This window comes from Cobetia sp. D5 (assembly GCF_035666195.1).
Lineage (GTDB): Bacteria > Pseudomonadota > Gammaproteobacteria > Pseudomonadales > Halomonadaceae > Cobetia > Cobetia amphilecti.
Window position 1 is genome coordinate 2587202 of record NZ_CP142020.1, and the last position, 26881, is coordinate 2614082.

The 26881-nt window shown below is 61.0% G+C and carries 6 protein-coding genes; 5 read left to right on the forward strand and 1 reads right to left on the reverse strand.

The window, feature by feature from the left end:
- From U0O11_RS10810 to U0O11_RS10825, 4 genes are all read left to right on the forward strand, one after another.
- Entirely contained in the window at nt 1-1380 is a 1380-nt protein-coding gene (locus tag U0O11_RS10810; RefSeq protein ID WP_324689935.1) for a capsule biosynthesis protein, read from the forward strand.
- Nucleotides 1381-1512: 132 nt separating this feature from the next.
- On the forward strand, nt 1513-2397 hold the full coding sequence (locus tag U0O11_RS10815; RefSeq protein WP_324689937.1) for an SDR family NAD(P)-dependent oxidoreductase: 885 nt from the start codon (nt 1513-1515) through the stop codon (nt 2395-2397).
- Nucleotides 2398-2795: 398 nt separating this feature from the next.
- The gene (locus tag U0O11_RS10820; protein ID WP_324689938.1) at nt 2796-4517 is read left to right on the forward strand and encodes an LTA synthase family protein; all 1722 of its coding nucleotides are present in this window, start codon (nt 2796-2798) and stop codon (nt 4515-4517) included.
- Nucleotides 4514-12751 (forward strand): type I polyketide synthase, encoded by an 8238-nt coding sequence (locus U0O11_RS10825; RefSeq protein WP_324689939.1) that lies wholly within the window; start codon nt 4514-4516, stop codon nt 12749-12751. Before U0O11_RS10820 ends, U0O11_RS10825 begins: the two co-directional genes overlap by 4 nt.
- A gap of 108 nt (nt 12752-12859) precedes the next feature.
- On the opposite strand, the gene U0O11_RS17660 is transcribed toward U0O11_RS10825, so the two are convergent.
- Nucleotides 12860-13255, reverse strand: a complete 396-nt coding sequence (locus U0O11_RS17660) for a helix-turn-helix domain-containing protein (RefSeq protein WP_442872627.1) — start codon at nt 13253-13255, stop codon at nt 12860-12862.
- Nucleotides 13256-13831: 576 nt separating this feature from the next.
- Here U0O11_RS17660 and U0O11_RS10830 point away from each other — a divergent pair.
- Nucleotides 13832-26851 (forward strand): Ig-like domain-containing protein, encoded by a 13020-nt coding sequence (locus U0O11_RS10830; protein WP_324689941.1) that lies wholly within the window; start codon nt 13832-13834, stop codon nt 26849-26851.
- The last annotated feature ends 30 nt before the right edge of the window (nt 26852-26881 follow it).

Consider the following 26881-nt stretch of genomic DNA (forward strand, 5'->3'; position numbering starts at 1 on the left):
ATGGCTAGCGCGATCGAAAAACTGCGCCAGCTCAAGATGTCGGATGATGCCGTCCTGACACGCCCGCCAGTTCAGCCCGACGTCTCGCGTGGTGCTGAATTGCACACTCCGGGGCAGCCACCCTGTGCTCACACCCGTCCAGGGGGCGGCCGCCGTCGCGTCTTCATGTTGCTGCAGGGGGTGTGCTCGCCCTTCTTCCTGCATTTGGCGAAAAAGCTCAAGCAGGATGGCCATGAGGTCATCAAGGTCAACTTCAACAGCGGCGACAGCTTTTACTGGCGCCACGACAAGGCGTATGCCTATCGCGGCAAGCTTGAAGACCTCGGCGACTGGATCGCCGAACTCTGGCGCAAGCATCACGTCACCGATCAGGTATTGTTCGGCGACCGACGCCCGGTACATCGTGATGCCGTGCTCAAGGCGGAATATCTCGGCATCCGTACCCACGTATTCGAAGAGGGCTACTTCCGTCCCTACTGGGTGACGCTGGAGCGCGAAGGGGTCAATGGCCACTCCCTGCTGCCACGCGACCCTGACTGGTTCCGTGAGGCAGGCAGACACCTCGAAGATGCCCCCAAGCCGCAGCGTTTCAAGGCGCCTTTCAGCGAACGCGCGCGTCATGACATCACCTACCACCTGGCGGGCGCGGCCAATCCGCTGCTGTTCCCGCGCTACCGGCCGCACAGCATTCACGCCGTGCAGGAATACGCGGGCTATGCGACACGGCTGCCCTTGATGCGCTGGTACAAACGGCGTGATGCCAAGCGTATCAATCAGCTGATGGGCAGTGGCGCGCCTTACTACATGCTGCCGCTGCAGCTGAATACCGATGCCCAGATACGCCACCACTCGCGCTTCGCCAACATGCAGGAAGTCATACAGCGGGTGATGAAGAGCTTCGCCCTGAATGCGCCACGCGGGGCACGCCTGGTGATCAAGAACCACCCCCTCGACATGGGGCTAGTGGATTACCCGGGACTGATTCGCTCATTGGAGCGCCGCTACGACCTGATCGGGCGTATCGTCTATCTGGAGAGCGGCAATCTGGAGAAGCTGCTGAAGCAGGCCAAGGGCATGATCACGGTCAACAGCACGACCGGCAACGTGGCGCTGCAGTATCGCTGCCCGACCTTCTGCATGGGCGACCCGATCTTCAACTTGCCGGGCCTGACCTTCCAGGGTTCGCTGCATGATTTCTGGACCCAGGGCCAGCGCCCCGACACCACGCTCTTCCGACATTTCCGCAATACGGTGATTCATACGGTGCAGCTCAATGGCGGCTTCTACTGCAAGCCGGGCATGCAACTGGCCGTGTTGGGCGCCTCCAAGATACTGTGCGCCGAACGCTCACCGTTGGAGAATATGTTGAGTCGCTGCTGAACATGCGAAAAGACTGCTGGATTACGCAACAACGGTGAGACACGCCAATGATGGCAGCCTCTTTCACCCGACCATAACGAGAAACGCAAGGGAACTGCCGACCTTCGGTGTCGGGATTCAAGGAGACCAAAGATGACGGCCATGCCCCCCCAGCAGCCAGAGCCCACCGACGCTGAGCGCACCGCTGGCACTCACCGAGCGGATAGCCGACCTGTAGAGAGCGACGCCAGTGCGAAAGCCGCGCAGGATGCCAGCCGCCTGCGGCGCGTCCTGATCACCGGCGCCACGGGCGAGATCGGCGGCGCCTTGGCACGCGCCTATGCCGAGACGGGCACCACGCTGATCCTCACCGGCCGCAAGCAGCGCAAACTCGATGCGATCGCCAGCGACTGCCGCAAGCTGGGCGCCGAGGTGGAATGCACGGTACTCAACCTGTGTGATGAAGAGACCCTGTTCACCTGGCTTGATGAAGTCTGCGCGCGCGGCGTGCCGGACATCGCCATCGCCAATGCCGGCATGAACACCGATATCGGCCCCCAGGGCAACGGAGAGCGCTGGGAGGATTCACGCCGCCTACTGCATACCAATGTGATCGGCACGCTGGGCATGGCTCACCATCTGGCCATGGCGATGAAACAACGTGGCAGTGGTCAGCTGGTACTGCTCAGCTCCCTGGCGGCGTGGCATGGCCTGGCATTGACACCCAGCTACAGCGGCAGCAAGGCGGCGGTCAAGGCGTATGGCGAAGGCCTGCGTAGCTGGCTCAAACCCCATGGCGTGGGTGTCACCGTCGTCATGCCCGGCTATGTCACCTCGCCGATGTGTGAGGCCATGCCAGGGCCCAAGCCCTTCGAGATGCCACCCGAAAAGGCCGCACGCCGCATCCTCAAGGGTGCAGCGCGAAACCGGGCGCGTATCAGCTTCCCCTTCCCGCTCAACTTCGGGTGCTGGTGGTTGAGCGTCCTGCCCGCCGGAATCTCCCAGCGCCTGCTCGGGTGGTTCAATTACACTCATTGATCGGGGCTTGCCTCTCTCATGCCACGGGCAGGCTTGTGCTTTCATGAACCGTGGGCCGGCCCGCCATGAGCAGCAGGCGAGGGCTCAGCGTTTTTCCATTGCCATGACAATGAGTTAGCGTAAGACCCCAGTACCTGCTACTGGAGTACATCGTGCAGGATCGATAAGGAAGACAGTGGCGGGAACGCCATAGCGTCAGTTGAACACGCTGGAACGATCAGGATCTGGACACCAGAGCGCCTGAAAATACTGCGGCGAGGGGGCGACTTGTCACTCCCCTCGTCGCGATGGATCTTGATCAGGGTCGAGTACTCGACCGGACACTACACAGCCCCTGCGACGGCAGAGGCTAACGAGGTCGGCAATACATGGAGTTTGTCATTGCGTTTGTGTCTTTCATGGCCGGGCCACTGCTGGTCGGCCTCGGGTTGACGCTGGGGCTTGAGCATCTGCTGCTGAAACAGATGACGACACCGCCAGCCGCTTTCTGGCGTCGCCCCGTCAGCGCCAGGCTGGCACATGTCGGGTACTGGTGCGCCAGCTGGTCACTGTGCACCTTGATCACCCAGCGCCCCTGGTTCTCGCTGATCGTCGTCAATGCGCTGTGGCTGGTGGTGCTGCAGGTCAGCCACACCAAGTACGTGTCGCTGCGCGAACCCTTCCTCAGCCAGGACTTCGAGTACTTCACCGACGCCATCAAGCACCCGCGCCTGTACATCCCCTTCTTCGGCATCGGGCTGACCATCGCCGCGACCACGGCAGGGGCGCTGGCGATCGGTCTGGGGCTCTGGCTCGAGCCCGCGCTGGGCTTCTCCGCCGCCGACTCAGGCAACACCGCTCTATGGTTGGTGCCGTTGATCAGCATACTGATCGGCGCGAGCGTCTTGACCTACGCCCTAGGCAACCGTCTGGCCAACAAGGTGATGCTGGCCCCCGAGTTCGACCTGAGCGAGCTGGGCATGGTGGCCTACCTGCTGGCCTATGCGCGGCTGGCGCGCCGCCCACTGACGCCGCTGCGCAATCCGTTGGAAGAGGCACAGCGCGAGCTCGACGCCACCTTGCGCGAACTCGATGATGAGGACGCCACCAAGGCACTGCCCAATGTCGTCAGCGTGCAGAGCGAATCCTTCTTCGATGCCCGCCGCGTCTATCCCCGGGTACGCGACAATCTGCTGCCGAACCTGGACCGCTGCCACTTTACCGCCCTGGCCCAGGGCCTGCCGTGTGGTCGTCTGGCCGTGCCGGCCTGGGGCGCCAATACCGTGCGCACCGAAACCGCCTTCCTGACGGGCCTGACCGCCGAAGAGCTCGGCGTGCATCAGTTCAACCCCTACCATCAGCTGGCGCATCGCGCCGTGCCCAACCTGGCCGCCAGCTACAAGGCAATGGGCTATCGCACGCTGTGTATCCATCCCTATCCCGGCACCTTCTATCTGCGCAATCAGGTGCTGAAACAGCTCGGTTTCGATGAATTCCTCGACATCGCCCACTTCAGCGATGCCGACAAGAGTGGCCAGTACATCAGCGATGCCGCCGTGGCGGCCAAGGTGGAAGACTGCCTGCTGGAAGCCGGTGACACGCCGTTGTTCATCCAGGTGATCACCATGGAGAATCATGGCCCGCTGCACCTGGAAACCTTCGATAGCGCAGGTCTGCCGGAGTGGTATGACGGAGTCCTGCCGGAGAACTGTCAGGAACTGGGCATCTATCTGCGTCACCTGGTGAATGCCGATGCGATGATCGATCAGCTCACCACCGCGCTGGCGCGACTGCCACGCGGCGGGCTGCTGTGTTTCTATGGAGACCATGTGCCGATCATGCCCGAGGTCTATACGACCCTGGGCGAGCCCAATGGCGTGACTGACAGCTTCATCTGGTCCAGCGCCCTGCCGGAGTCCGACGACACCGCCCGCCAGACCATGGCGGCCGTGCGCGATAAGGACCCGGAGCTGATGGAGTGGGCCCTCGACTGCGAAGGGCCTTTCAAGACTGACGAGCAATGCCGCAAGGGCGACCCGCGCGTCATCAATATCGATACATTAGGAAGTGCGCTGCTGAAGGCGACCGCGAAACATGCTCGCCACAGTGCCGTGACTCAGAAGTTCAGGAGCTTGTCATGACCCGACGCGTTGCCATCATCGGCGCAGCCAGCCGTTTCCCCGGCACCACTCAGGCCACCCTGTGGGACGATCTCCTGGCCGGCAAGGACATGGTGACCGAAGTCGCCGACGACCGCTGGAGCAAGGAGTCTCTCTCGCACCCGGACAAGAAAGCCCCGGGCATGAGCTACAGCTTCGCCGCAGGTTCACTGGGCGACATCACGGGCTTTGACCCGGCCTTCTTCGGCATCAGCCCGCGCGAAGCCGCCAGTATGGACCCCCAGCAGCGCATGCTGCTGGAAATGAGCTGGGAAGCCATCGAGCACGCCGGCATCCCGGCCGAGAAGATGCGCGGCTCACGCTGTGGCGTCTTCATGGGCATCGCGAGCCTGGATTATTCCTATCGCATGGCGGATGACCTGAGCGCCATCGGCCCGAATACCGCGACCGGCAATACCTCCAGCGTGGCCTCCAACCGCCTGTCGTATGCCTTCGACCTGCACGGCCCGAGCCTGTCACTGGATACCGCCTGCTCTTCTTCAATGGTCGCCTTCCATCAGGCCTGCCAGTCGATCAGAAGCGGTGAGACCGACATGGCGCTGACCGGCGGCATCAGCCTGCACCTGCATCCATACGGTTTCCTGATCTTCTCCAAGGCCACGATGCTGTCGAAGACCGGCCGCTGCCAGGTATTCGATGAGGCCGGCGACGGCTATGCGCGCTCCGAAGGCGGCGGCGTCTTCCTGCTCAAGGATCTCGACCAGGCCATCGCCGATGGCGATCGCATTCTCGCCGTGGTGGCGTCTTCCGTGGTCAATACCGATGGCTACAAGTCCGGCCTGACCGTGCCCAACCCGGCGGCGCAGATACAGTTGATGGAACAGGCCTGCGAGCAGGCCGGCATCAGCCCGGACGAGATCGACTACCTCGAGGCCCACGGTACCGGCACCGCGGTCGGTGATCCGCTGGAAACCCGCGCCATCGGTGCCGCCATCGGCCAGAAGCGCGCCAGCCCGCTGCCGATCGGCTCGATCAAGAGCAACATGGGCCACCTGGAAACTGCCTCTGGCGTGGCAGGCCTGGCCAAGGCACTGGGCGTGATCGCGCACCGTGAAGTGCCCGCGACGATCAAGATCCAGCGTCTGAATCCGAAGATTCGTACCGACGAGTGGAACCTGGATATCGTCACCCAGCCGCGCAAGCTCAAGGCGGACGGGCGTCTGATCGTCGGCGTCAACTCCTTCGGCTTCGGTGGCGCCAATGCCCACGTGCTGCTGGAAAGCGCCCCCGAAAAGCCGGTAGCGCAACCGCACACTGAAGGTGAACAGACGCCGCCGCTTCGCCTGAGTGCCCGCTCCCCACAGGCGCTCAAGCAATCCGCGCTGGAGCTGGCAGAGCACCTTCGTGAGCTCGCCGCCCACGACATTGCGCCAAGCCTCTACGATCTCGCCTGGCAGCTGGCCGCCCGCCGCGAGCACCATGTGCATGGTGCCCTGCTCAGCGCGGATACCTTCACCACCCTGCTCGAGGACCTCGACACCCTCGGCAGCGAAGGGGATCTCGGTGACCATCCGCGCATCACCCTGGCAGACCGTCTGCCGGCATTGCCGAGCGCCAGCGACAATGGTGCATCGCCGCGCCAGGGCGCAAACGCCCTCAGCAGCGTGCAGGAACGTGGCCCGGTGTTCGTGTATTCCGGCAATGGCTGCCAATGGGCCGGCATGGGCCGTGCCCTGCTGGAAGAATCCGCCAGCGTGCGCGCCTGCCTGGAGCGCCTCGACGCCGCCTTCCGCGACTTCAATGGCTTCGAGCTGCTCAAGGAGCTGGACGGCAGCCTGAGCGAGAAAGGCGAGAACCGCCTGGACGCCACCGAGATCGCCCAGCCGACGCTGTTCGCGCTGCAGGTCGCGGTCACCGAATGGCTGATCGAGCGCGGTATCCGCCCCGCTGCCGTCACCGGCCATAGTGTCGGCGAAGTCGCTGCCGCCTGGGCCAGTGGCGCGCTGACGCTAGAACAGGCCACCCGCGTCATCTTCCAGCGCAGCTACCACCAGGGGCGCACCCGTGGCACCGGCGCGATGATGGCCGTCGGTCTCGGCGAGTGTGAAATGCGCGAGTGGCTGGAGCAGCCGCAATGGGCGTCGCTGTCACTGGCTGGCATCAATGGCCCACGCGGCACCACCCTGGCCGGCGAGCGTGAGCTGCTGGAAGCGCTGAGCAAGGAGCTCTCCGCCCAGGGCACCTTCGCGCGAGTACTGGGACTGGATTACGCCTTCCACAGCCCGGCGATGGACCCGATCAAGCCCGGCCTGCTCGAATCCCTCGACGGCCTGACGCCCCGCGCCACCCATACCCCGTTCATTTCCACCGTGACCGGCAGCGTCATTGCCGGCGAGCAGCTGGATGCGCGCTACTGGTGGGAGAACATCCGTCAGCCGGTCATGTTCGAGGCCGCCGTCACGTCGCTGGTCAACTGGCACTCCGAGGCGGAAGAGAACGCTGCCCTCGGCCGCCATCGCCTGCTGGTCGAGATCGGCGCACACCCGATCCTGCGCAGCTACCTGAACGACATCCTCAAGGCGCGCAGTGACGAGGCGCCTGCCGGCCAAGTGCTCGCCAGTCTCGACCGTCGCCATGCCGGGGTAGATGCCCTGGAGCATCTGCGCGGTCGCATGCTGCTTTCCGGCGCCGTCGACATCACCGGCCTGTTCCCGGTCGCCGGTCAGTTCATCGAGCTGCCAAGCTACCCCTGGCAACGCATCCCGTGCTGGATCCAGACCACCAGCGAAAGCCAGCGTCTGCTGGATCGTCATTACGTACATCCGCTGCTCGGCTATCGTCTCGCCCAGCAACGCCTGACCTGGGAAGCCCAGCTCGATACCCAGAAGGTCGCGTGGCTGGCCGATCACCAGGTCGGCGAGAGTGCCGTCTTCCCGGGGGCCGGCTATCTGGAGCAATGCCTGGCCGCCGCCCACGAATGGCAGGCCGACAGCGCCGATGCGGACAGCCTGCCCGACGTGCTGGATCTGGAAGACTTCGAGATTCGCGCCCCGCTGCTGCTCGATGACAGCACGCTGCGTCTGACCCGCCTGTCGCTGGACAGCGCCAATGGCGCCATGCGTCTGGAGAGTCGTGAGACACGCGCGGAAGATGCCGACAAGTGGAATCTGCACGCCGTGGCGCGCGCCTTCACCGCCACGCGTGGACGCCTGCTGGAGCGAGCCGCCCCAGTCATGCCGACTCGCGCCGCCGATTTCGGCCGCGATGAACACGTGGCGGCTGCCGCGCAACTCGGCCTGCATTACGGCCCGCATTTCCGCGCCGCCGAGCAGATCTGGGTCGACGCGGGCGCCGACCATCACGCACCGGGCACTGCGCGTCCGCAGGTGTTGGCCCGTTTCTCGCTGACCGAGGAAATGGCCACCCAGGACGCAGACTTCCACCTGCACCCCGGCGTGCTCGACAGCGCCTTCCAGCTGTTCATTCCTCTGCTGGGCGTGCTCAAGGGCCAGATGGCGGCCAACAATGGCATGGCCTTCGTGCCGGTGCGCGTCGGACGCCTGCAGGTGCGTGAGCAAGTACGCGCCTCGCAGATCGTCACGGCACGTGTCGTGCTGCGCTCGCGTGGCCCGCACTCCCTGTGTGCCGATTTCGAGCTGTTCGACGCCGAAGGCCGCGCCGTGGCAGTTGCCGAAGAGGCCCGCTTCCGCGCCGTACGCCTGGGACGTGATGGCACGGCGCATCTGGATTACCTGGATATCGAACTGACTTCCGCACCGCACCCGCTCACTCAGCCGTCCGCACCGGTATTGGATATCGCAGGCTTGGTGAATGACGCCATGCAGGCCACAGAGGCTGCCGATGGCGATGAGGATGGTGATGCGAATGTTGGTGAGAGCGACGCGGCCGCCAGCGCACAGATGCTGATGGCCGACAGCCAATGTTTCCGCGATGAGTTGGAGCCGCTGCTCGACAGCCTGATGCTCGCCAGCGTCCACGAGACTCTGCTGCGTCACGCAGCGCCGGGCGAGCCGGAGCTTGCCCACCTGGATCACGAGGCACTGTCGCGCTGGCAGCGACGCTGTCCGCTGTTCAGCCGTGCCCTGCTCGACTGGGCCGAATCACAAGGCCTGACGGAAGCACTCGACAACGGCGACTGGCAGATCAACTCGCTGGATCTGCCCGCCGCCAATGACATCTGGCAGCTGCTGGTACGCGACTACCCGGGCCAGTTCCCGCTGACGCATGCCGCCGGTCGCCTGCACCTGCATATGGATGAATGGCTCAATCGCGGCATGCCGTTGGACGGCATCCCGTTGGACGGCGCTCAGTCAGAAGGGACTCAGCTGGACGGCACCGCTGATGAAGCGGTGGCAGATCGCGAGGCACTGCTCTCGACGGACGCCAGTGCCGCACTGGAACATCTGCGCCAGCCGCTGATCCCGACGCTGCTCAAGACGGCGGTCGGCAATGCCGGCTGGCAGTGGTTGAGCGCACAGCTCGATCAACGCATCAGCAGCGCGCTTGCCACACTGCCTGCCGGCAAGCGCCTCGATGTGCTGGAGCTGGGTGCCGGCGGCCCCTGGCTGGGCCAGCGTCTCGCGACACTGTGCGAGGCGGATGCACGCAACGGTCGCTACGCCGCGCTGGATTACCGCTTCGTGGCCGCCAGTGCCGGCGCCCTCAGTGAAGCCAATCGCCTGCAGGATGACTTGCCGCTGATCGACGTGATCGCGGGCGAGGCCTTCCAGGACACCGCCACGACCCGCAAGGCTCAGCTCGCCATCGTACATCTGGACTTCGAGGCACCGTCACAGGCGCGCGAGCTGCTGACAGCGCTGATCGCCCATCTGGCCCCCGGTGCACAGCTGCTGCTGTGTGGCTGTGAACCTGCGACCTGGGCCGGGCCGATTCTGGCCCTCGATGATGGTGAGCAGCTGCGCAGTCATCCGGGCATCGCGCAATGGCAGCGTCTCTTGACCCAGCTGGGCCTCGATATCGAGTCTGCAGCGCCTGCCAGCGTTCACCTAGCCAGCGATCAGCTGGGTATTGAAACATCAGGTGCCTGGTGGCTCTCCGCGACACTTGCCGCTCAGGCACCACTTGCGGCTCTTGCGAAAACCACTGAAGGCCAGATGGCGGCAGGTGAATCAATCGAGAGTGAATCAGTGGAAAGCGAAGCAGTGGCAAGCCAAGCCGCCACGCTCTCCATCGCGCTGCTGGATAGCCCGCAGGCACCGGCGGATCAGGCACTGCTGACGCGCTTGAGCGACTCACTGACCGCGTGTGGTCATCAGGTCAGCCATCAGCGCCTGTCAGCCAGTCTGCCCGCGGACGTCTCCGCACTGATCGAGCAGCTTGGCGACGTTGATTACCTGATCGCGCTGCCCAGCGCGGCGGCGACAGCTGAGCAAAATGATACGGACAGCACCAACGCCCTCCAATGCGCACGCCAACAGCTGCTGACACAGATCGCCCAGGCCTTTGACAGCGCCCAGGAGCAAGACGACAGCCGCGTGGCCCCGACCCTGTGGGTGCTGACACATGATGTGGCGACGCTGTGGCAGACAGATGGCGCCCCCGCAGCGACGCCACCGGCGGATGCGGCCAGCTGGGGCTTTGCGCGCAGCCTGGCCAACGAGAGCCAGTCGCTGGCCATTCGCCTGCTGGATACGCCGACGCTGGAGCACGACGCCGCAAGCATGCCTGCCTTGATGGGCGCGCTGGTGCAGGAACTCGAAGCGCCGGATCACGAGCAGGAAGTGGTTCTGGATGCCACTGGCGCACGCTTCGCGACACGCCTGCGTCAGGTGGCGGCACCTCAGCAGGCCGCTGGTGGCGAGAGTGCCCGCTTGCAGTCGTCAGGCTCGCAGACATCAGCCTCTAAAGCCCCAGGCGCTCAGCGCCACGCCGTCAGCCTCGGCTTCAGCCAGCCCGGTCAATTGCGCAATCTGGAATGGCAGCCACGCATTCTGCCCGCCGTGGCAGCCGGCGAAGTCGAGGTGCGGGTCGAGGCGACCGGCCTCAATTTCCGCGATGTCATGTACACCCTCGGCCTGCTGTCGGATGAGGCCATCGAACACGGCTTTTCCGGCCCGAGCCTGGGACTCGAGTTCTCCGGTATCGTCACTCAGGCTGGCGACAATGCCGAATTCAAGGTCGGCGAGCGCGTGGTCGGCTTCGGCCCGGCCAGTTTCTCCGACCGTCTGGTGATTGCCGACACGGCACTGGCCCATGTGCCCCACGGCGTCAGCCTGGAAGCCGCGGCGACCATCCCGACCACCTTCTTCACCGTTTACTACGCGCTCAAGCATCTGGCGCGGTTGGAAGAAGGCGAGAAGGTACTGATTCACGGCGCCGCCGGCGGCGTGGGCATCGCGGCATTGCAGATCGCCGAATGGCTGGGCGCCGAGGTGTTCGCCACCGTCGGCTCGCCGGCCAAGCGCGACTTCCTGGCGCTGATGGGCATCGACAACGTCTATGACTCGCGCGGCCATGGCTTCGCCGAGGATATCCTGGCCGATCTCGCCGCACGCCAGCAGCGTGATCCATCTGTCGATGCGCGCGGTGTCGATGTGGTGCTCAACTCGCTGGCCGGTGAAGCCATTGCCCAGAACCTGCGCGTGCTCAAGCCATTCGGGCGCTTCTGTGAGCTGGGCAAGCGCGACTTCTACGAGAACACCCCGATGGGGCTGCGTCCGTTCCGCAATAACTTGAGCTACTTCGGCATCGATTCCGATCAGCTGATGAAGGAATGCCCGGGCCTGACCACACGTCTGTTCCGCGAGATGATGGCGCTGTTCGAGGACGGCACCCTAGCGCCACTGCCCTACACCACCTTCGATGCCAGTCAGGTGGTCGAGGCCTTCCGCTACATGCAGCAGGCCCGCCAGATCGGCAAGGTCGTCGTCACTCAGCGCGTAGCCGAACACGCCGCTGAGCAGACAAGTGCGGGGGCGGGTGCAAGTGCAGTGACCACTCAGCGCGACGCATTAGCGGCCAATCAAAAGACACTGACGATCGACCCGGCTGGCAGCTATCTGGTCACCGGCGGTCTGGGCGGCTTTGGCCTGCGCAGCGCCGAGTGGCTGGCCGCGATGGGCGCGCGTGAACTGGTCCTGCTCGGGCGCTCTGGTGCGGCCAGTGAAGAAGCGCAGCAAGGTGTCGCGCGTCTCGAGGCCCAGGGCGTAAACGTACATGCGCTGGCCTGTGATGTCGCCGATGACGCCGCGTTGTCAAAGGTGTTCGCACGCTTCGGCAAGTCCGCTAACAGCGATGGTATCGCCCCGCTCAAGGGCATCATCCATGCCGCCGCGGTGATCGATGATGCGCTGATTCGCCATCTCGATGCCGAGCGCATCCAGCGCGTGATGACGCCGAAGCTGGAAGGTGCGCGCCTGCTGGACCGACTGAGTGCCGAGCATGCGCTGGACTTCTTCGTGCTCTACTCCTCGGCCACCACTCTGTTCGGCAACCCGGGACAGAGCGTCTACGTGGCAGCCAACCACTGGCTGGAAGGGCTCGCCGCCAACCGTCGTGCGCGTGGCCTGCCCGCCACTTGCGCACGCTGGGGTGCGATCGAGGATGCCGGCTTCCTAGCTCGTAACGAAAAGACCCGCGAAGCGCTCAAGAATCGCCTCGGCGGTGATGCGCTGATGGCAGACCACGCGCTGGCCTGTCTCGGCGAGATGATCAGCGCAGATCAGCAGGCCCAGGCACTCGGCCTGCCGGGACGCTCATTGGGCGTGCTGGAACTGGACTGGGGCGCGCTTGCACGCTTCCTGCCGACCGCCGCCACGCCCCGCTTCGAGGAAATCGCCCGCCGCGCCGGTGAGGATGACAATAGCCAGGCGCAGCAGGATGATATCGCCGCGGCACTGGCGGGCCTGTCCGGTGAAGCGCTGCAGACCGCCATCGTCGAGATTCTCAAGGGCGAGCTGAGCAAGATTCTGTTGATCGATGCCAGCGCCATCGACGTCAACAAGAGCGTCTACGACATGGGCTTCGACTCGCTGATGGGGGTCGAGCTGATGACGGCGGTCGAGGCACGTCTGGGCATCAGCATTCCGGTGATGATGATCAGCGAAGCCGCCACTCTGTGGCGACTGGCGGAGCGCCTGATGCACAAGATGGGCAATGCTGACGGCGAAGAAGCCGAAAGCAGCGCCGAAGATCAGGCAATGGCGCAGCTGGTGAAGCAGCATGGCGGCGAGACGGCCACGCTGACAGAGCGCGGAGAGATGGTCAGCAAGTAGTTAAACGCTAGCTAGCTACGGCAAGGCACCGACTTCCTGGTGCCTTGCCGTTTTTCCATAGCGGAATCGACAAGGTCATGTTCACATCCTTAGGAGATGGCCTTGACTCTAGAGGTAGGGGGAAAGCTTGTCTGACCTCTGAAAGCGTCGCAAGGTCGTCAGACTTATCTTCTTTCCATGGTTCGCTTCAAAGTAGAATTGCACTTTGACAAGATCATGATCATGTTCGAGCAATAACGCTGCTATTTGCCCCATATCCTTATCCGAAAATCTCGGAGGGCGCCCAGGCCTCTGCTTGTCCCTCAGAAGCCCTAGCCTCTCAACCTGCCACTTTTCCTTCCACTTGGTGATCGATTCCCGTCTAACACCTAGCCTGATTGCCACAGTTTTATCATCATGCCCCTCGTCTATCATTAGCAATGCAGCAGCTCGCAATGACTCTCTTCGCCCTTTCTTCTGTTGGGTAAACTCACGCAATATCGACCGCTCATTCGTGTCTAGCATGGCCACTTCCTGTTGGTACACCGACACCTCCTCTTGCAGATATCAGCTCTAAATCAGGCATCAATAGGTACAAACCGATATCTTAGCCTCCACCAATCATGCTTGCTATAGCCTCACATCATGAATCATTTTGCGACTAAAGCTTATATTAATTGACCATGTGTTCAAAAAATCACCATTATCGTTTGCTCAGCGTTAATAAATTCATCAAAAAAAATAATGACACCAAGCATTAGACCTAATTATTTAGTCTAACCAAAAAACATGAGCGAAGGAATATCGACATCACCTCACAAAAAACCAAAAGATACTCAAATATACATCGAAGAAACATAAACCCCTTATAAATACTTAATGTAACCATATGATACAGTATTGAAACACAAAGGACAAAAACACTCTAAAAATAATAAACCCCACAAACTATTAGTAAACGATGGTGACAATCTCCCCCTAGAAATTGTGGAAACAACAAGCATCAATCAAGCAAAAGCCCTGTAGTACTGACTCAGATCAATATTTATGATTCGTCCACAAGAGGGGATCTGAAAGAAAAAAATCAAGGGAGCACTACCCATGCCAGTCAATGCGAAGGTTGCAAACCATAGTGGACTTGGGCTGCAAGATACCGTTCTTCAGCAGATAACCGAGGTCCACCTCAACGAAGCATCAGACATCTCACTGGACATCACGCCACAAGATATCGCGAGTCTTTCTCGCTCCGGTGATGATCTGGTTTTGACGCTGCAGAATGGTGAAGTAATCACCCTGGATGGCTTCTATATTGATCCGCAGGAACAAAGCCACCTGTACTTAGAAGGTGATGAGTTTGCGGGCGATATCTATCGCATTGACATGGCAAGCACTTCGCCGGGCAACGTTCCCTATGAAGCAATCCCCGTCGAAAACACTATCGAGTCCGCTGTGTTGGGAGCCCCCTTCAGTGCGGCGGGCACTACCTTAGCGGCACTGGGTGTCATCGGGGCCACCGGTTTGATGCTAGGGGGCGTGAACTCGGGCGGTGGAGATGACGAGGACTCAAACACGTCAGTCTCCCCCGAGGCTCCGATCATCAGCTCAGTCGCTGACAATGTTGAACCTAGCACCGGCGAGCTCGAATCCGGAGCCGATACCAACGACACGACTCCGACACTGACAGGCACTGCCGGCGCCGGTAGCTCTGTTGCAATCTATGACGGCGACACCCTACTTGATACCGTCGAGGCTGATGGCGAGGGTAACTGGTCTCTGGAATTGACCACCCCCTTGTCCGAAGGGGAACACAGCTTGACGGCAGTGGCGACAGACCCCGCGGGCAATATAAGTGATGCTTCCGACGCATTCATTATCACTATCGACACCCTGCCCCCTGACGCTCCCGAGCTGGAAAATTCTGACGGCACCACCCTTTCCGGCACCGGCGAACCTGGCTCAGCCATCACGGTCATCAACAACGAGGGTGAAATTGTCGGTGAGACGACGGTAGATGATGATGGAAACTTCACTCTCGACCTATCGCCGGAACAAGAAGACGGAGCCGAGCTAACGGCTACTGCGACAGATGGAGCAGGTAATGAAAGTGAGTCATCTGCCCCAATAACAGTAGATGCAGCTGCTCCTGAAGCCCCGCTCATAACTGCGGTGAACGACAATGCCGAACCAGTCACAGGCGAGCTGAGTTCTGGTGATAGCACTAACGACCAGACGCCGATCCTGATGGGTACCGCTGAAGCAGGCAGCTCGGTCGCTGTCTATGACGGCGATACCCTACTCAAGACTGTTGAAGCCGATGCCGAGGGCAATTGGAGTCTGGAGCTGAGCGAGCCTTTGGCTGAGGGTGAACACAACTTATCCGCCATTGCGACCGACGCCTCAGGAAATGTCAGCGATCCATCTGATGCTTTCGTAATAACCATCGATGTCACGGCACCGGAAGCTCCGGTACTTGAAGAGACCGATGGCACGACCCTCGCCGGCACCGGTGAGCCGGGTGCGACCGTCGACATTACCGACGGCGACGGCAATATCGTCGCTAATGTCGAAGTGGACGATGACGGCAACTTCGAAATCACTCTCGACCCGGCGCCGGAAGACGGTACCGAACTGACTGCCACCGCGACCGATCCGGCAGGCAACGCCAGTGGTCCGTCCAACCCGGTCATCGTCGATACCGCAACTGACACCACCCCGCCGGCGGCAGGCGAGAACAGCATCGCCTTCGGCGCTGGTGGCGATAGCTTCCTGAATGCTGATGAGATCGGCAACGTCACCCTGTCCGGCACCATCGAGGAGGGCCTCGACAGCGGTAACGTCCAGCTGGTGATCACCGACGGCGAAGGTGGCTCCGTCACCGTCGACACCGCCGATATCACTGTCGATGGCACCACCCTGACGGTCGCTGGCCAGGACCTGTCCGACCTCGCCGAGGGCGAACTGACCGCCACCCTGACCGTCACTGATGACAGCAACAACGCGAATGACTTCACCGCTGGCAGCGTCAAAGACACCACTGCGCCAGAAGCGCCGGTTCTCGAAGAGACCGATGGCACGACCCTCGCCGGCACCGGTGAGCCGGGCGCCACTATCGAAATCACTGACGGCAATGGGAATCCGGTCGCCACGACCGAAGTGGGCGAGGATGGCACCTTCTCTATCGAACTCGACCCGAAGCCGGAAGACGGCACCGAACTGACCGCCACCGCGACTGACCCGGCAGGCAACGCCAGTGGTCCGTCCAACCCGGTCATCGTCGATACCGCAACTGACACCACCCCGCCGGCGGCAGGCGAGAACAGCATCGCCTTCGGCGATGGTGGCGATAGCTTCCTGAATGCTGATGAGATCGGCAACGTCACCCTGTCCGGCACCATCGAGGAGGGCCTCGACAGCGGCAACGTCCAGCTGGTGATCACCGACGGCGAAGGTGGGTCCGTCACCGTCGACACCGCCGATATCACTGTCGATGGCACCACCCTGACGGTCGCCGGCCAGGATCTGTCCGGTCTGGCCGAAGGTGAACTGACCGCGACGCTGACCGTCACAGATGAAGTCGGCAACGCGGCTAACTTCACTGCTGACAGCGTCAAGGACACTACTGCGCCGCAAGCTCCGGTTCTCGAAGAGACCGATGGCACGACCCTCGCCGGTACCGGCGAGCCGGGTGCAACCGTCGACATTACCGACGGCGACGGCAATATCGTCGCTAGCATCGAAGTGGGCGATGACGGCAACTTCGAAATCACTCTCGACCCGGAGCTGGAAGACGGTACCGAACTGACCGCCACCGCGACTGATCCGGCCGGCAACACCAGTGGTCCGTCCAATCCGGTCATCGTCGATACTGCCACTGACACCACCCCGCCGGCGGCAGGCGAGAACAGCATCGCCTTCGGCGATGGCGGCGATGGCTTCCTGAATGCCGACGAGATCGGCAACGTCACCCTGTCCGGCACCATCGAAGACGGCCTGGACAGCAGCAACGTCCAGCTGATCATCACTGACGGCGCAGGTGGCTCCGTCACCGTCGACAGCGCCGATATCACTATCGATGGCACCACCCTGACGGTCGCTGGCCAGGACCTATCCAGCTTGGCTGAAGGCGAGCTGACCGCGACGCTGACCGTCACTGATGAAGTCGGCAACGCGGCTGACTTCACTGCTGACAGTGTCAAGGACACTACTGCGCCGCAAGCTCCGGTTCTCGAAGAGACCGATGGCACGACCCTCGCCGGTACCGGCGAGCCGGGTGCAACCGTCGACATTACCGACGGCGACGGCAATATCGTCGCTAGCATCGAAGTGGGCGATGACGGCAACTTCGAAATCACTCTCGACCCGGAGCTGGAAGACGGTACCGAACTGACCGCCACCGCGACTGATCCGGCCGGCAACACCAGTGGTCCGTCCAATCCGGTCATCGTCGATACTGCCACTGACACCACCCCGCCGGCGGCAGGCGAGAACAGCATCGCCTTCGGCGATGGCGGCGATGGCTTCCTGAATGCCGACGAGATCGGCAACGTCACCCTGTCCGGCACCATCGAAGACGGCCTGGACAGCAGCAACGTCCAGCTGATCATCACTGACGGCGCAGGTGGCTCCGTCACCGTCGACAGCGTCGATATCACTATCGATGGCACCACCCTGACGGTCGCTGGCCAGGACCTATCCAGCTTGGCTGAAGGCGAGCTGACCGCGACGCTGACCGTCACTGATGAAGTCGGCAACGCGGCTGAATTCAGCGATTCCGCAACCAAGGACACCACTGCGCCGGAAGCCCCGGTTCTCGAAGAGACCGATGGCACGACCCTCGCCGGCAGCGGTGAGCCGGGCGCCACTATCGAAATCACTGACGGCAATGGCAATCCGATCACCACGACCGAAGTCGAAGAGGATGGCACCTTCTCTATCGAACTCGACCCGATGCCGGAAGACGGCACCGAACTGACTGCCACCGCGACTGATCCGGCCGGCAACACCAGTGGTCCGTCCAACCCGGTCATCGTCGATACCGCCACTGACACCACTCCGCCGGCGGCAGGCGAGAACAGCATTGCCTTCGGCGATGGTGGCGATGGCTTCCTGAATGCTGATGAGATCGGCAACGTCACCCTGTCTGGCACCATCGAAGACGGCCTGGACAGCAGCAACGTCCAGCTGGTCATCACCGACGGTGAAGGTGGTTCCGTCACCGTCGACAGCACGGACATCAACGTTGTGGGCACCGATATCAACGTGGCTGCTCAGGATCTCTCCGGCCTGGCCGAGGGCGAGCTGACTGCAACATTGACCGTCACTGACAACAGCGATAATGCAGCTGAATTCACGGCTGACAGCATCAAAGACACCGTCACCGACACGCCGACCCTGAACGACACCGACGGCACCACCCTCTCAGGTACCGGTGAGCCGGGTGCAACCATCGAGATCACCGATGGCAATGGCAACCCGGTCGCCACCACTGAGGTGGGCGAGGATGGTACTTTCTCGGTCGAGCTCGATCCGATGCCGGAAGACGGCACCGAACTGACCGCCACCGCGACCGATCCGGCAGGCAACACCAGTGGTCCGTCCAATCCCGTAACGGTCGATAGCAACACCGATACCACTCCGCCGGCGGAAGGCGAGAACAGCATTGCCTTCGGCGATGGTGGCGATGGCTTCCTGAATGCTGATGAGATCGGCAACGTCACCCTGTCTGGCACCATCGAAGACGGCCTGGACAGCAGCAACGTCCAGCTGGTCATCACCGACGGTGAAGGTGGTTCCGTCACCGTCGACAGCACGGACATCAACGTTGTGGGCACCGATATCAACGTGGCTGCTCAGGATCTCTCCGGCCTGGCCGAGGGCGAGCTGACTGCAACATTGACCGTCACTGACAACAGCGATAATGCAGCTGAATTCACGGCTGACAGCATCAAAGACACCGTCACCGACACGCCGACCCTGAACGACACCGACGGCACCACCCTCTCAGGTACCGGTGAGCCGGGTGCAACCATCGAGATCACCGATGGCAATGGCAACCCGGTCGCCACCACTGAGGTGGGCGAGGATGGTACTTTCTCGGTCGAGCTCGATCCGATGCCGGAAGACGGCACCGAACTGACCGCCACCGCGACCGATCCGGCAGGCAACACCAGTGGTCCGTCCAATCCCGTAACGGTCGATAGCAACACCGATACCACTCCGCCGGCGGAAGGCGAGAACAGCATTGCCTTCGGCGATGGTGGCGATGGCTTCCTGAATGCTGATGAGATCGGCAACGTCACCCTGTCTGGCACCATCGAAGACGGCCTGGACAGCAGCAACGTCCAGCTGGTCATCACCGACGGTGAAGGTGGTTCCGTCACCGTCGACAGCACGGACATCAACGTTGTGGGCACCGATATCAACGTGGCTGCTCAGGATCTCTCCGGCCTGGCCGAGGGCGAGCTGACTGCAACATTGACCGTCACTGACAACAGCGATAATGCGGCTGAATTCACGGCTGACAGCATCAAAGACACCGTCACCGACACGCCGACCCTGAACGACACCGACGGCACCACCCTCTCAGGTACCGGTGAGCCGGACGCAACCATCGAGATCACCGATAGCAATGGCAACTCGGTCGCCACCACTGAGGTGGGAGAGGATGGTACCTTCTCGGTCGAGCTCGATCCGATGCCGGAAGACGGCACCGAACTGACCGCCACCGCGACCGATCCGGCAGGCAACACCAGTGCCCCGTCCAACCCCGTCATCGTCGATACCGCCACTGACACCACCCCGCCGGCGGAAGGCGAGAACAGCATTGCTTTCGGCGATGGTGACGACGGCTTCCTGAATGCCGACGAAATTGGCAACGTCACTCTGTCCGGTACCATCGAGGACGGCCTAGACAGCGGCAACGTCCAGCTGGTGATCACCGACGGCGCAGGTGGCTCCGTCACCGTCGACACCGCCGATATCACCATCGATGGCACCATCCTGACGGTCGCTGGCCAGGATCTGTCCGAGCTGGCCGAAGGCGAGCTGACCGCGACGCTGACCGTCACTGACAACGCCGGCAACGCTGCCCAGTTCGACGATGGCGCGACCAAGGACACCATTGCCCCGGATGCTCCCGTACTCGAGGCCACTGATGGCAGTGAACTGACAGGTACCGGGGAACCGAACACCACTGTCACCATCACTGATGACAACGGAAATGTCATCGGCTCTGCAGACGTCGATGAGGAAGGTAACTTCACTGCCCCGCTGAACCCTGCCCAGGAAGATGGCGCGGATCTGACCGCGACTGTGACAGATGATGCGGGCAATACCAGCGGGCCGGCCACGGCCACCGTGGATGCCACTGCCCCGGTCGCTGCCGACAACAGCATTGCTTTCGGCGATGGTGACGACGGCTTCCTGAATGCCGACGAAATTGGCAACGTCACTCTGACCGGTACCATCGAGGATGGCCTGAACAGCGGCAACGTCCAGCTGGTGATCACCGACGGCGCAGGTGGCTCCGTCACCGTCGACACCGCCGATATCACCATCGATGGCACCATCCTGACGGTCGCTGGCCAGGATCTGTCCGAGCTGGCCGAAGGCGAGCTGACCGCGACGCTGACCGTCACTGACAACGCCGGCAACGCTGCCCAGTTCGACGATGGCGCGACCAAGGACACCATTGCCCCGGATGCTCCCGTACTCGAGGCCACTGATGGCAGTGAACTGACAGGTACCGGGGAACCGAACACCACTGTCACCATCACTGATGACAACGGAAATGTCATCGGCTCTGCAGACGTCGATGAGGAAGGTAACTTCACTGCCCCGCTGAACCCTGCCCAGGAAGATGGCGCGGATCTGACCGCGACTGTGACAGATGATGCGGGCAATACCAGCGGGCCGGCCACGGCCACCGTGGATGCCACTGCCCCGGTCGCTGCCGACAACAGCATTGCTTTCGGCGATGGTGACGACGGCTTCCTGAATGCCGACGAAATTGGCAACGTCACTCTGACCGGTACCATCGAGGATGGCCTGAACAGCGGCAACGTCCAGCTGGTGATCACCGACGGCGCAGGTGGCTCCGTCACCGTCGACACCGCCGATATCACCATCGATGGCACCATCCTGACGGTCGCTGGCCAGGATCTGTCCGAGCTGGCCGAAGGCGAGCTGACCGCGACGCTGACCGTCACTGACAACGCCGGCAACGCTGCCCAGTTCGACGATGGCGCGACCAAGGACACCATTGCCCCGGATGCTCCCGTACTCGAGGCCACTGATGGCAGTGAACTGACAGGTACCGGGGAACCGAACACCACTGTCACCATCACTGATGACAACGGAAATGTCATCGGCTCTGCAGACATCGATGAGGAAGGTAACTTCACTGCCCCGCTGAACCCTGTCCAGGAAGATGGCGCGGATCTGACCGCGACTGTGACAGATGATGCGGGCAACACTAGTGGTCCGACCACGGCCACCGTGGATGCCACCTCACCGGGCGGCGAAGACGGCACCGATGCGCCAGTCCTCACCATCGATGAAGCCGCCGATGGCGTGACCGCTGCCGAACTGGCCGATGGTCTGCAGACCAGTGTCACCCTCACTAACGGCACAGAAGAAGGTGACACCGTCACCGTGACCCTCGACGACGGCAACGGCGGCACAATCACCGGTGAAGCCATTGTCACGGCCCAGGACATCACCAACGACAGCATTGCGGTCGAAGTCACCGACGCCATTGCCGATGGCAGCTACACCGCCACTGCCGTGATCACTGACGCACTGGGCAACAGCTCTGCCGAGTCCAACGCAATTGCCGTCAATGTCGATGCCACCGCTCCCGACGCTCCCATACTGGAGCTCGTCAACGATTCGAATGTAGACGGAGATCGTGTCACCAACGAGGGTGAAGTCCTGGTATCTGGCTTGGAAGCTGGCGCTACTTGGGAATACAGCGTTAATGGCGGGACAGACTGGCAGGCAGGCACTGGAAACAGCTTTGTCCTTGGCGAAGGTGTTTACGCCACAGGCGACGTCCAGGCCCGCCAACTTGATGTCGCTGGAAACACCAGCGAGACGGGGAATCTGGAGGGCCTTACGGTCGACACCACTTCTCCGGTAACTCCTACCCTCAGTCTGACCACTGATACCAATATTGATGGCGACAACATCACAAGCATTGGAGAGGTTACAGTCGATGGCCTTGAAGAGGCCGCCACATGGGAGTACTCAATCGATGGTGGCAACACCTGGGAAATCGGTATAGGTGCAACGTTCGATCTGGATCAAGGCATCTACAACGATGATTCCATTCAAGTCCGCCAGAGTGACCTAGCGGGGAATACGAGCGATATCGTAGCCTTGAATGCCGAAATCGATGCCCTTGCCCCCACCACCACAGTCACAATCGATGCCATCAGCGACGATACCGGTACTGCTGGCGACTTCATCACCAGTGACAATGATGGTCTGACTATCACAGCCACCCTGGATGCGGCATTGGCCGAGGGCGAGACCCTGCAGTACAGCACCGACGGAGTTACTTGGGTCGACATCACCACCAGCGTCAATGGTACGAACATCAGCTATGTCGATACCGCTCTCACAGAATCTTCCACCGTACAGCTCAAAGTCCAAGATACTGCTGGTAACGATGGCGCCCGGGCAGAGCGGCCTATCGTCATTGATACTGTAGCCCCCGCCACTACAGTCACCATAGATGCCATCAGTGTCGATACTGGTCTGCCTGATGACTTCATTACCAGTGACAACAACGGCCTGACACTAACGGGCACATTGGATGCCCCATTGGAAGATGGTGAAGCTTTACTCTACAGCGTCGATGGTGGTGTCACTTGGGTCGATATCACTTCCAGTGTCAGTGGCTCAGCCATCAACCATGACGATGCGACCCTTACAGAGTCTGCTACTGTGCAGCTCAAAGTGCGAGACACCGCAGGTAACGACGGTCCTGTAGCTGAAAAAGCCATTATCATTGACACCATAGCTCCCGACACTACGGTCACAATCGATAGCATTAGTGTGGACAGCGGAATACCAGACGACTTCATCACCAATGACAATGACGGGCTGACCATCACGGCCACCCTGGCTGCGCCGTTGGCCGCAGATGAGACCCTGCAGTACAGCACCGATGGCACCACTTGGATCGATGTCCCCGCAGCCAGCGTGACCGGCACTGCGGTCAGCTACGACAGCGGCCTCACCGAGTCCGCCACCGTGCAGCTCCGTGTGCAGGACGCCGCCGGCAACACTGGCCCGAAGACCTCGCAGGATGTCGTGATCGATACGACCACACCGACCACCACCGTCACCATCGACGCCATCAGTGAAGACACCGGCACCGCGGGTGACTTCATTACCAGCGACAATGACGGGCTGACCATCACGGCCACCCTGGCTGCGCCGCTGGCCGCAGATGAGACTCTGCAGTACAGCACCGATGGCACCACTTGGATTGATGTCCCCGCAGCCAGCGTAATCGGCACTGCGGTCAGCTACGACAGCGGCCTCACCGAGTCCGCCACCGTTCAGCTCCGTGTGCAGGACGCCGCCGGCAACATTGGCCCGGCGACCTCGCAGGATGTCGTTATCGATGCGACCGCGCCGTCAGCGGCGGATAACTCCATCGATTTCGTGGATGGTGGAGACGAAACGCTGAGTCTTGATGAGATCACCAGCGTTCAGCTGACAGGGGCAGTGGAAGATGGCATCGATAGCAACGATGTCGTGATTACCATCACCGATAGCGAGAGTGGCTCCATTAGCGTCGATGTGGCGGATATCACGATCACGGATGGCATCCTCAGCACCACTGGGCAAGACCTTTCCGGTCTGGCCGAAGGGGAGCTGACCGTGACCATGAATGTCACTGATGAAGCCGGCAATAGCACCGACTTCATTGACACCAGCACCAAGGACACCGTTGCAACGCTCAGCACGGGCAGCACCGCTGTTACAGAGGATGCGCTCGGCACTAGCGCCCCTGCAGCCGCACCAGCCTTGATGGCCTTCAGCTTTGCAAGCTTCGCTGCACTCCCTGCCTCTGACAATGATGCTACGGTTGACGACACTGTCTCCACGGGCCAGCTGGCCTATACGAATGTGTCAGATACCGCCTCCTTTGCTCTCGAAGTACCGACTGATGCAACCCTGACTCAAGACGGTGCCGAGCTTGACTGGGTCTTGAGCGAGGATGGCAAGACGCTACAGGCAGTAAACAATGCTGGTGATATCGCTGCTACTGTCTTGCAGATCAGCATCGATGATAGGGGTAGTTACACAACAGAGCTATTCTCCGAGCTGGATCACACTCTTCAGGGAGCCGATAGCCTGAACTTCTCCGTTGGTGTGGTATTGACCGATGGCGAAGAAGTGATTGACAGCAGTATCAGCGTCAAAGTTATCGACGATACTCCGGAGCTTTCGACGTCCTTCCTGCATCACGATGTCACTGCCGCTGGCAACGCTGTAGGGGACAACTTGCTTGGTGTTGCTGGTTTTGGGGCAGATGGTGGCTATATCAGCAGTATCACTTTCGATGGAGTGACTTTCTCCATCGAACAAGATGCTTTGACCCAAGGTTTCAATGTCACCACTTCAGGCGCATCAGAGCTTCTTGATCTTTCGACGCCCGTTTCCGTCACAAATGATGGAATGACCCTGACAACTCTGTTGGGGGAAACCTTCACTATCGACTTGGTAACGGGTGCCTATACCTATGATTATGACGGTGATCTCGCCATTGTTGATGATGGCAACACGGCGCCGACACCCGCCATCAACCAGTCCGGTGGACTGCTGGGAATCATCAACCTTGATGCGCTTGGCTTGATCGATATTTCCGAGCAGCAGATCTTCACGGTGTCAGACCCCGATAACGACCTGACCTCTGTCTCTCTCGAATACACCGCAGTGCTGAGCCTTAATGGTTTTGAGTGGGCTTACAACGAAGAGCTTGCCACCGAACTGGGACTCCAAGTCACGCCGACCTTTGATCCAGGCTTCCTGGGCATTGGTGATGTTGCAGGTCTCACCATCACACCACTTGAAGGCAGCACCATGGATGCCCAAGCGGTCAATGAGCTCTTGGCAACCGTTTTCCTGCCGGACTCCGTACTGGGACTTAACTTGGTGCCGACCGTGACGCTGTCCGCCACTGATAGTGAAGGCACTGTTGATACCAGTGCCACCGACTTACTGGATCTGTCACTACTGACTGCCGGTGGTTCAGGGGCCAATGTATTGACCGGTACTGACAATGCTGACTTAACCACGCTCACAGCTCCGGCTGATACCAGCACGCGTCTGTACGGGTACGATGGCGATGACACCATCACGGGTAGCAATCAAGCCGACATTCTGCGCGGGGGAGCTGACAACGACTCGATGAATGGTGGCGCCGGCAGCGATCTGATGATCGGTGGCACCGGCAACGACACCATGACCGGTGGTGCCGGCATCGATATCTTCCGCTGGGAGGACGGTCATGCGGGGACGGCTGGCGCTCCGGCTACAGACATCATCACTGACTTTGACCCCAACGGGCTCACTGCTGCCTCTCCGGGGGATATCATTGACCTGCGGACTCTGCTGCAAGGCGAGGGCTATGTAACGGCCGAGATCAGCAACCTGTCCCGCTACCTGAATTTTGCTGAGCAAGGGGGCGACACGGTGCTGTCCATCAGCACCACCGGCGACTTTACGGGTGAAACAACCGATAGTGATCTGGTTGACCAAATCATCACCTTCGAAGGGACGTCTCTTCTACAAGGAGGTGAAGATAGTGCGGACTTGATCGCGCGCTTGATCTCGGAAGGTAAGCTGCTGGTGGATGAAGCGACTTCTACCACGGTCCTGGAGGACATCACTCGCGAAGTTGACCTCACCTACACAGACGGTGATGGTGATTCGGTTCAAGGCAAGCTGGAATTCTCTGGTGATGCACCATCGATTACGGATACTTCCAACTCAGCTCCGACCATTGTGGGAGCAAGCCAGCAACTTCTCGGCCTGGTCGGTCTCGATGCGCTCGGTCTTGTTGACCTTTCACAGAATGCACTCTTCGTGGCTGACGCCGATGGCAATCTGCAAAGTGTCACCATTGCCTTCTCACCCTTGCTGAATGTCGACCTCAGCAGTCTGCTTGGTGCGCCGGAGTTGACGGTCAACACCGCGCTTGCAGAGGAATTCGGTCTATCGGTGGAGACCACCAGCAGTGCGGGTTTGCTGGGACTTCTGGCACCTTCGGCATCTGTCACCATTTCGGCAGCTGAAGGTGGGACGATCGACAACCTGCAGATCAATGAGCTGCTGAGCACGCTCGATTTCAATCAAAGCGATCTTCTCAGCCTGAGCCTCCTCGATTATCTGACAGTCAGCGCCACGGATGATGATGGAGCCACCACATCCCTGTCACTTAGCTCACTTCTGGACGCGAATGTCCTGGATAGTGGAGAGGGGAGCTCTGTCTTCATCGATGAGACTGGTGCTGATGTTCTTGATGCCAGCGCAGCGGGTATCAATGTCAGCCTCTACGGTCTGGAGGGGGATGACGCTCTGACAGGCGGCTCTGGCAATGATCTCCTCCGCGGAGGTGAGGGTAACGATACCTTGACCGGTGGCGCGGGTAATGACTTGCTGTTTGGCGAAGCTGGCGACAATGCCTTTGATGGCGGAGTGGGTGACGACACCATCGTGACCTCCACGCTTGATTTCTCCATCGATGGTGGCCTTGGCGAAGACACGGTGCAGTTCGACGGTACCGGTGAAAGTATCGACCTGAGTAGCCTGCTGGACACGAATACTGGCACCAGCGAGATGCTTAATATCGAAGTTCTGGATATCAGCGAAAGTAGTGAAACGGGTTCGACCCTGACACTCGATACTGACGCCGTGTTAAACCTGACAGATGACAATGACACCTTGCGTATTGAAGGCGACAGCAACGATTCCGTCCAAGCGGATGGTGCGGAAATGACGGGGCAGGAAGTGATCAACGGTGCCACCTATGACACCTATGCACTAGGCTCCGCCACTCTCTACATCGATCAAGATGTGACGGTCACCACCAACAACGCCTAAGCAAGAAAAGGACAAAACAGCCACCCGATA

What these genes read in the sequence shown, in the direction of transcription:
- U0O11_RS10810 (WP_324689935.1), top strand. Translation starts at nt 1, where the DNA reads ATGGCTAGCGCGATCGAAAAACTGCGCCAGCTCAAGATGTCGGATGAT.
- U0O11_RS10815 (WP_324689937.1), top strand. Translation starts at nt 1,513, where the DNA reads ATGACGGCCATGCCCCCCCAGCAGCCAGAGCCCACCGACGCTGAGCGC.
- U0O11_RS10820 (WP_324689938.1), top strand. Translation starts at nt 2,796, where the DNA reads ATGGCCGGGCCACTGCTGGTCGGCCTCGGGTTGACGCTGGGGCTTGAG.
- U0O11_RS10825 (WP_324689939.1), top strand. Translation starts at nt 4,514, where the DNA reads ATGACCCGACGCGTTGCCATCATCGGCGCAGCCAGCCGTTTCCCCGGC.
- U0O11_RS17660 (WP_442872627.1), bottom strand. Translation starts at nt 13,255, where the DNA reads ATGCTAGACACGAATGAGCGGTCGATATTGCGTGAGTTTACCCAACAG.
- U0O11_RS10830 (WP_324689941.1), top strand. Translation starts at nt 13,832, where the DNA reads ATGCCAGTCAATGCGAAGGTTGCAAACCATAGTGGACTTGGGCTGCAA.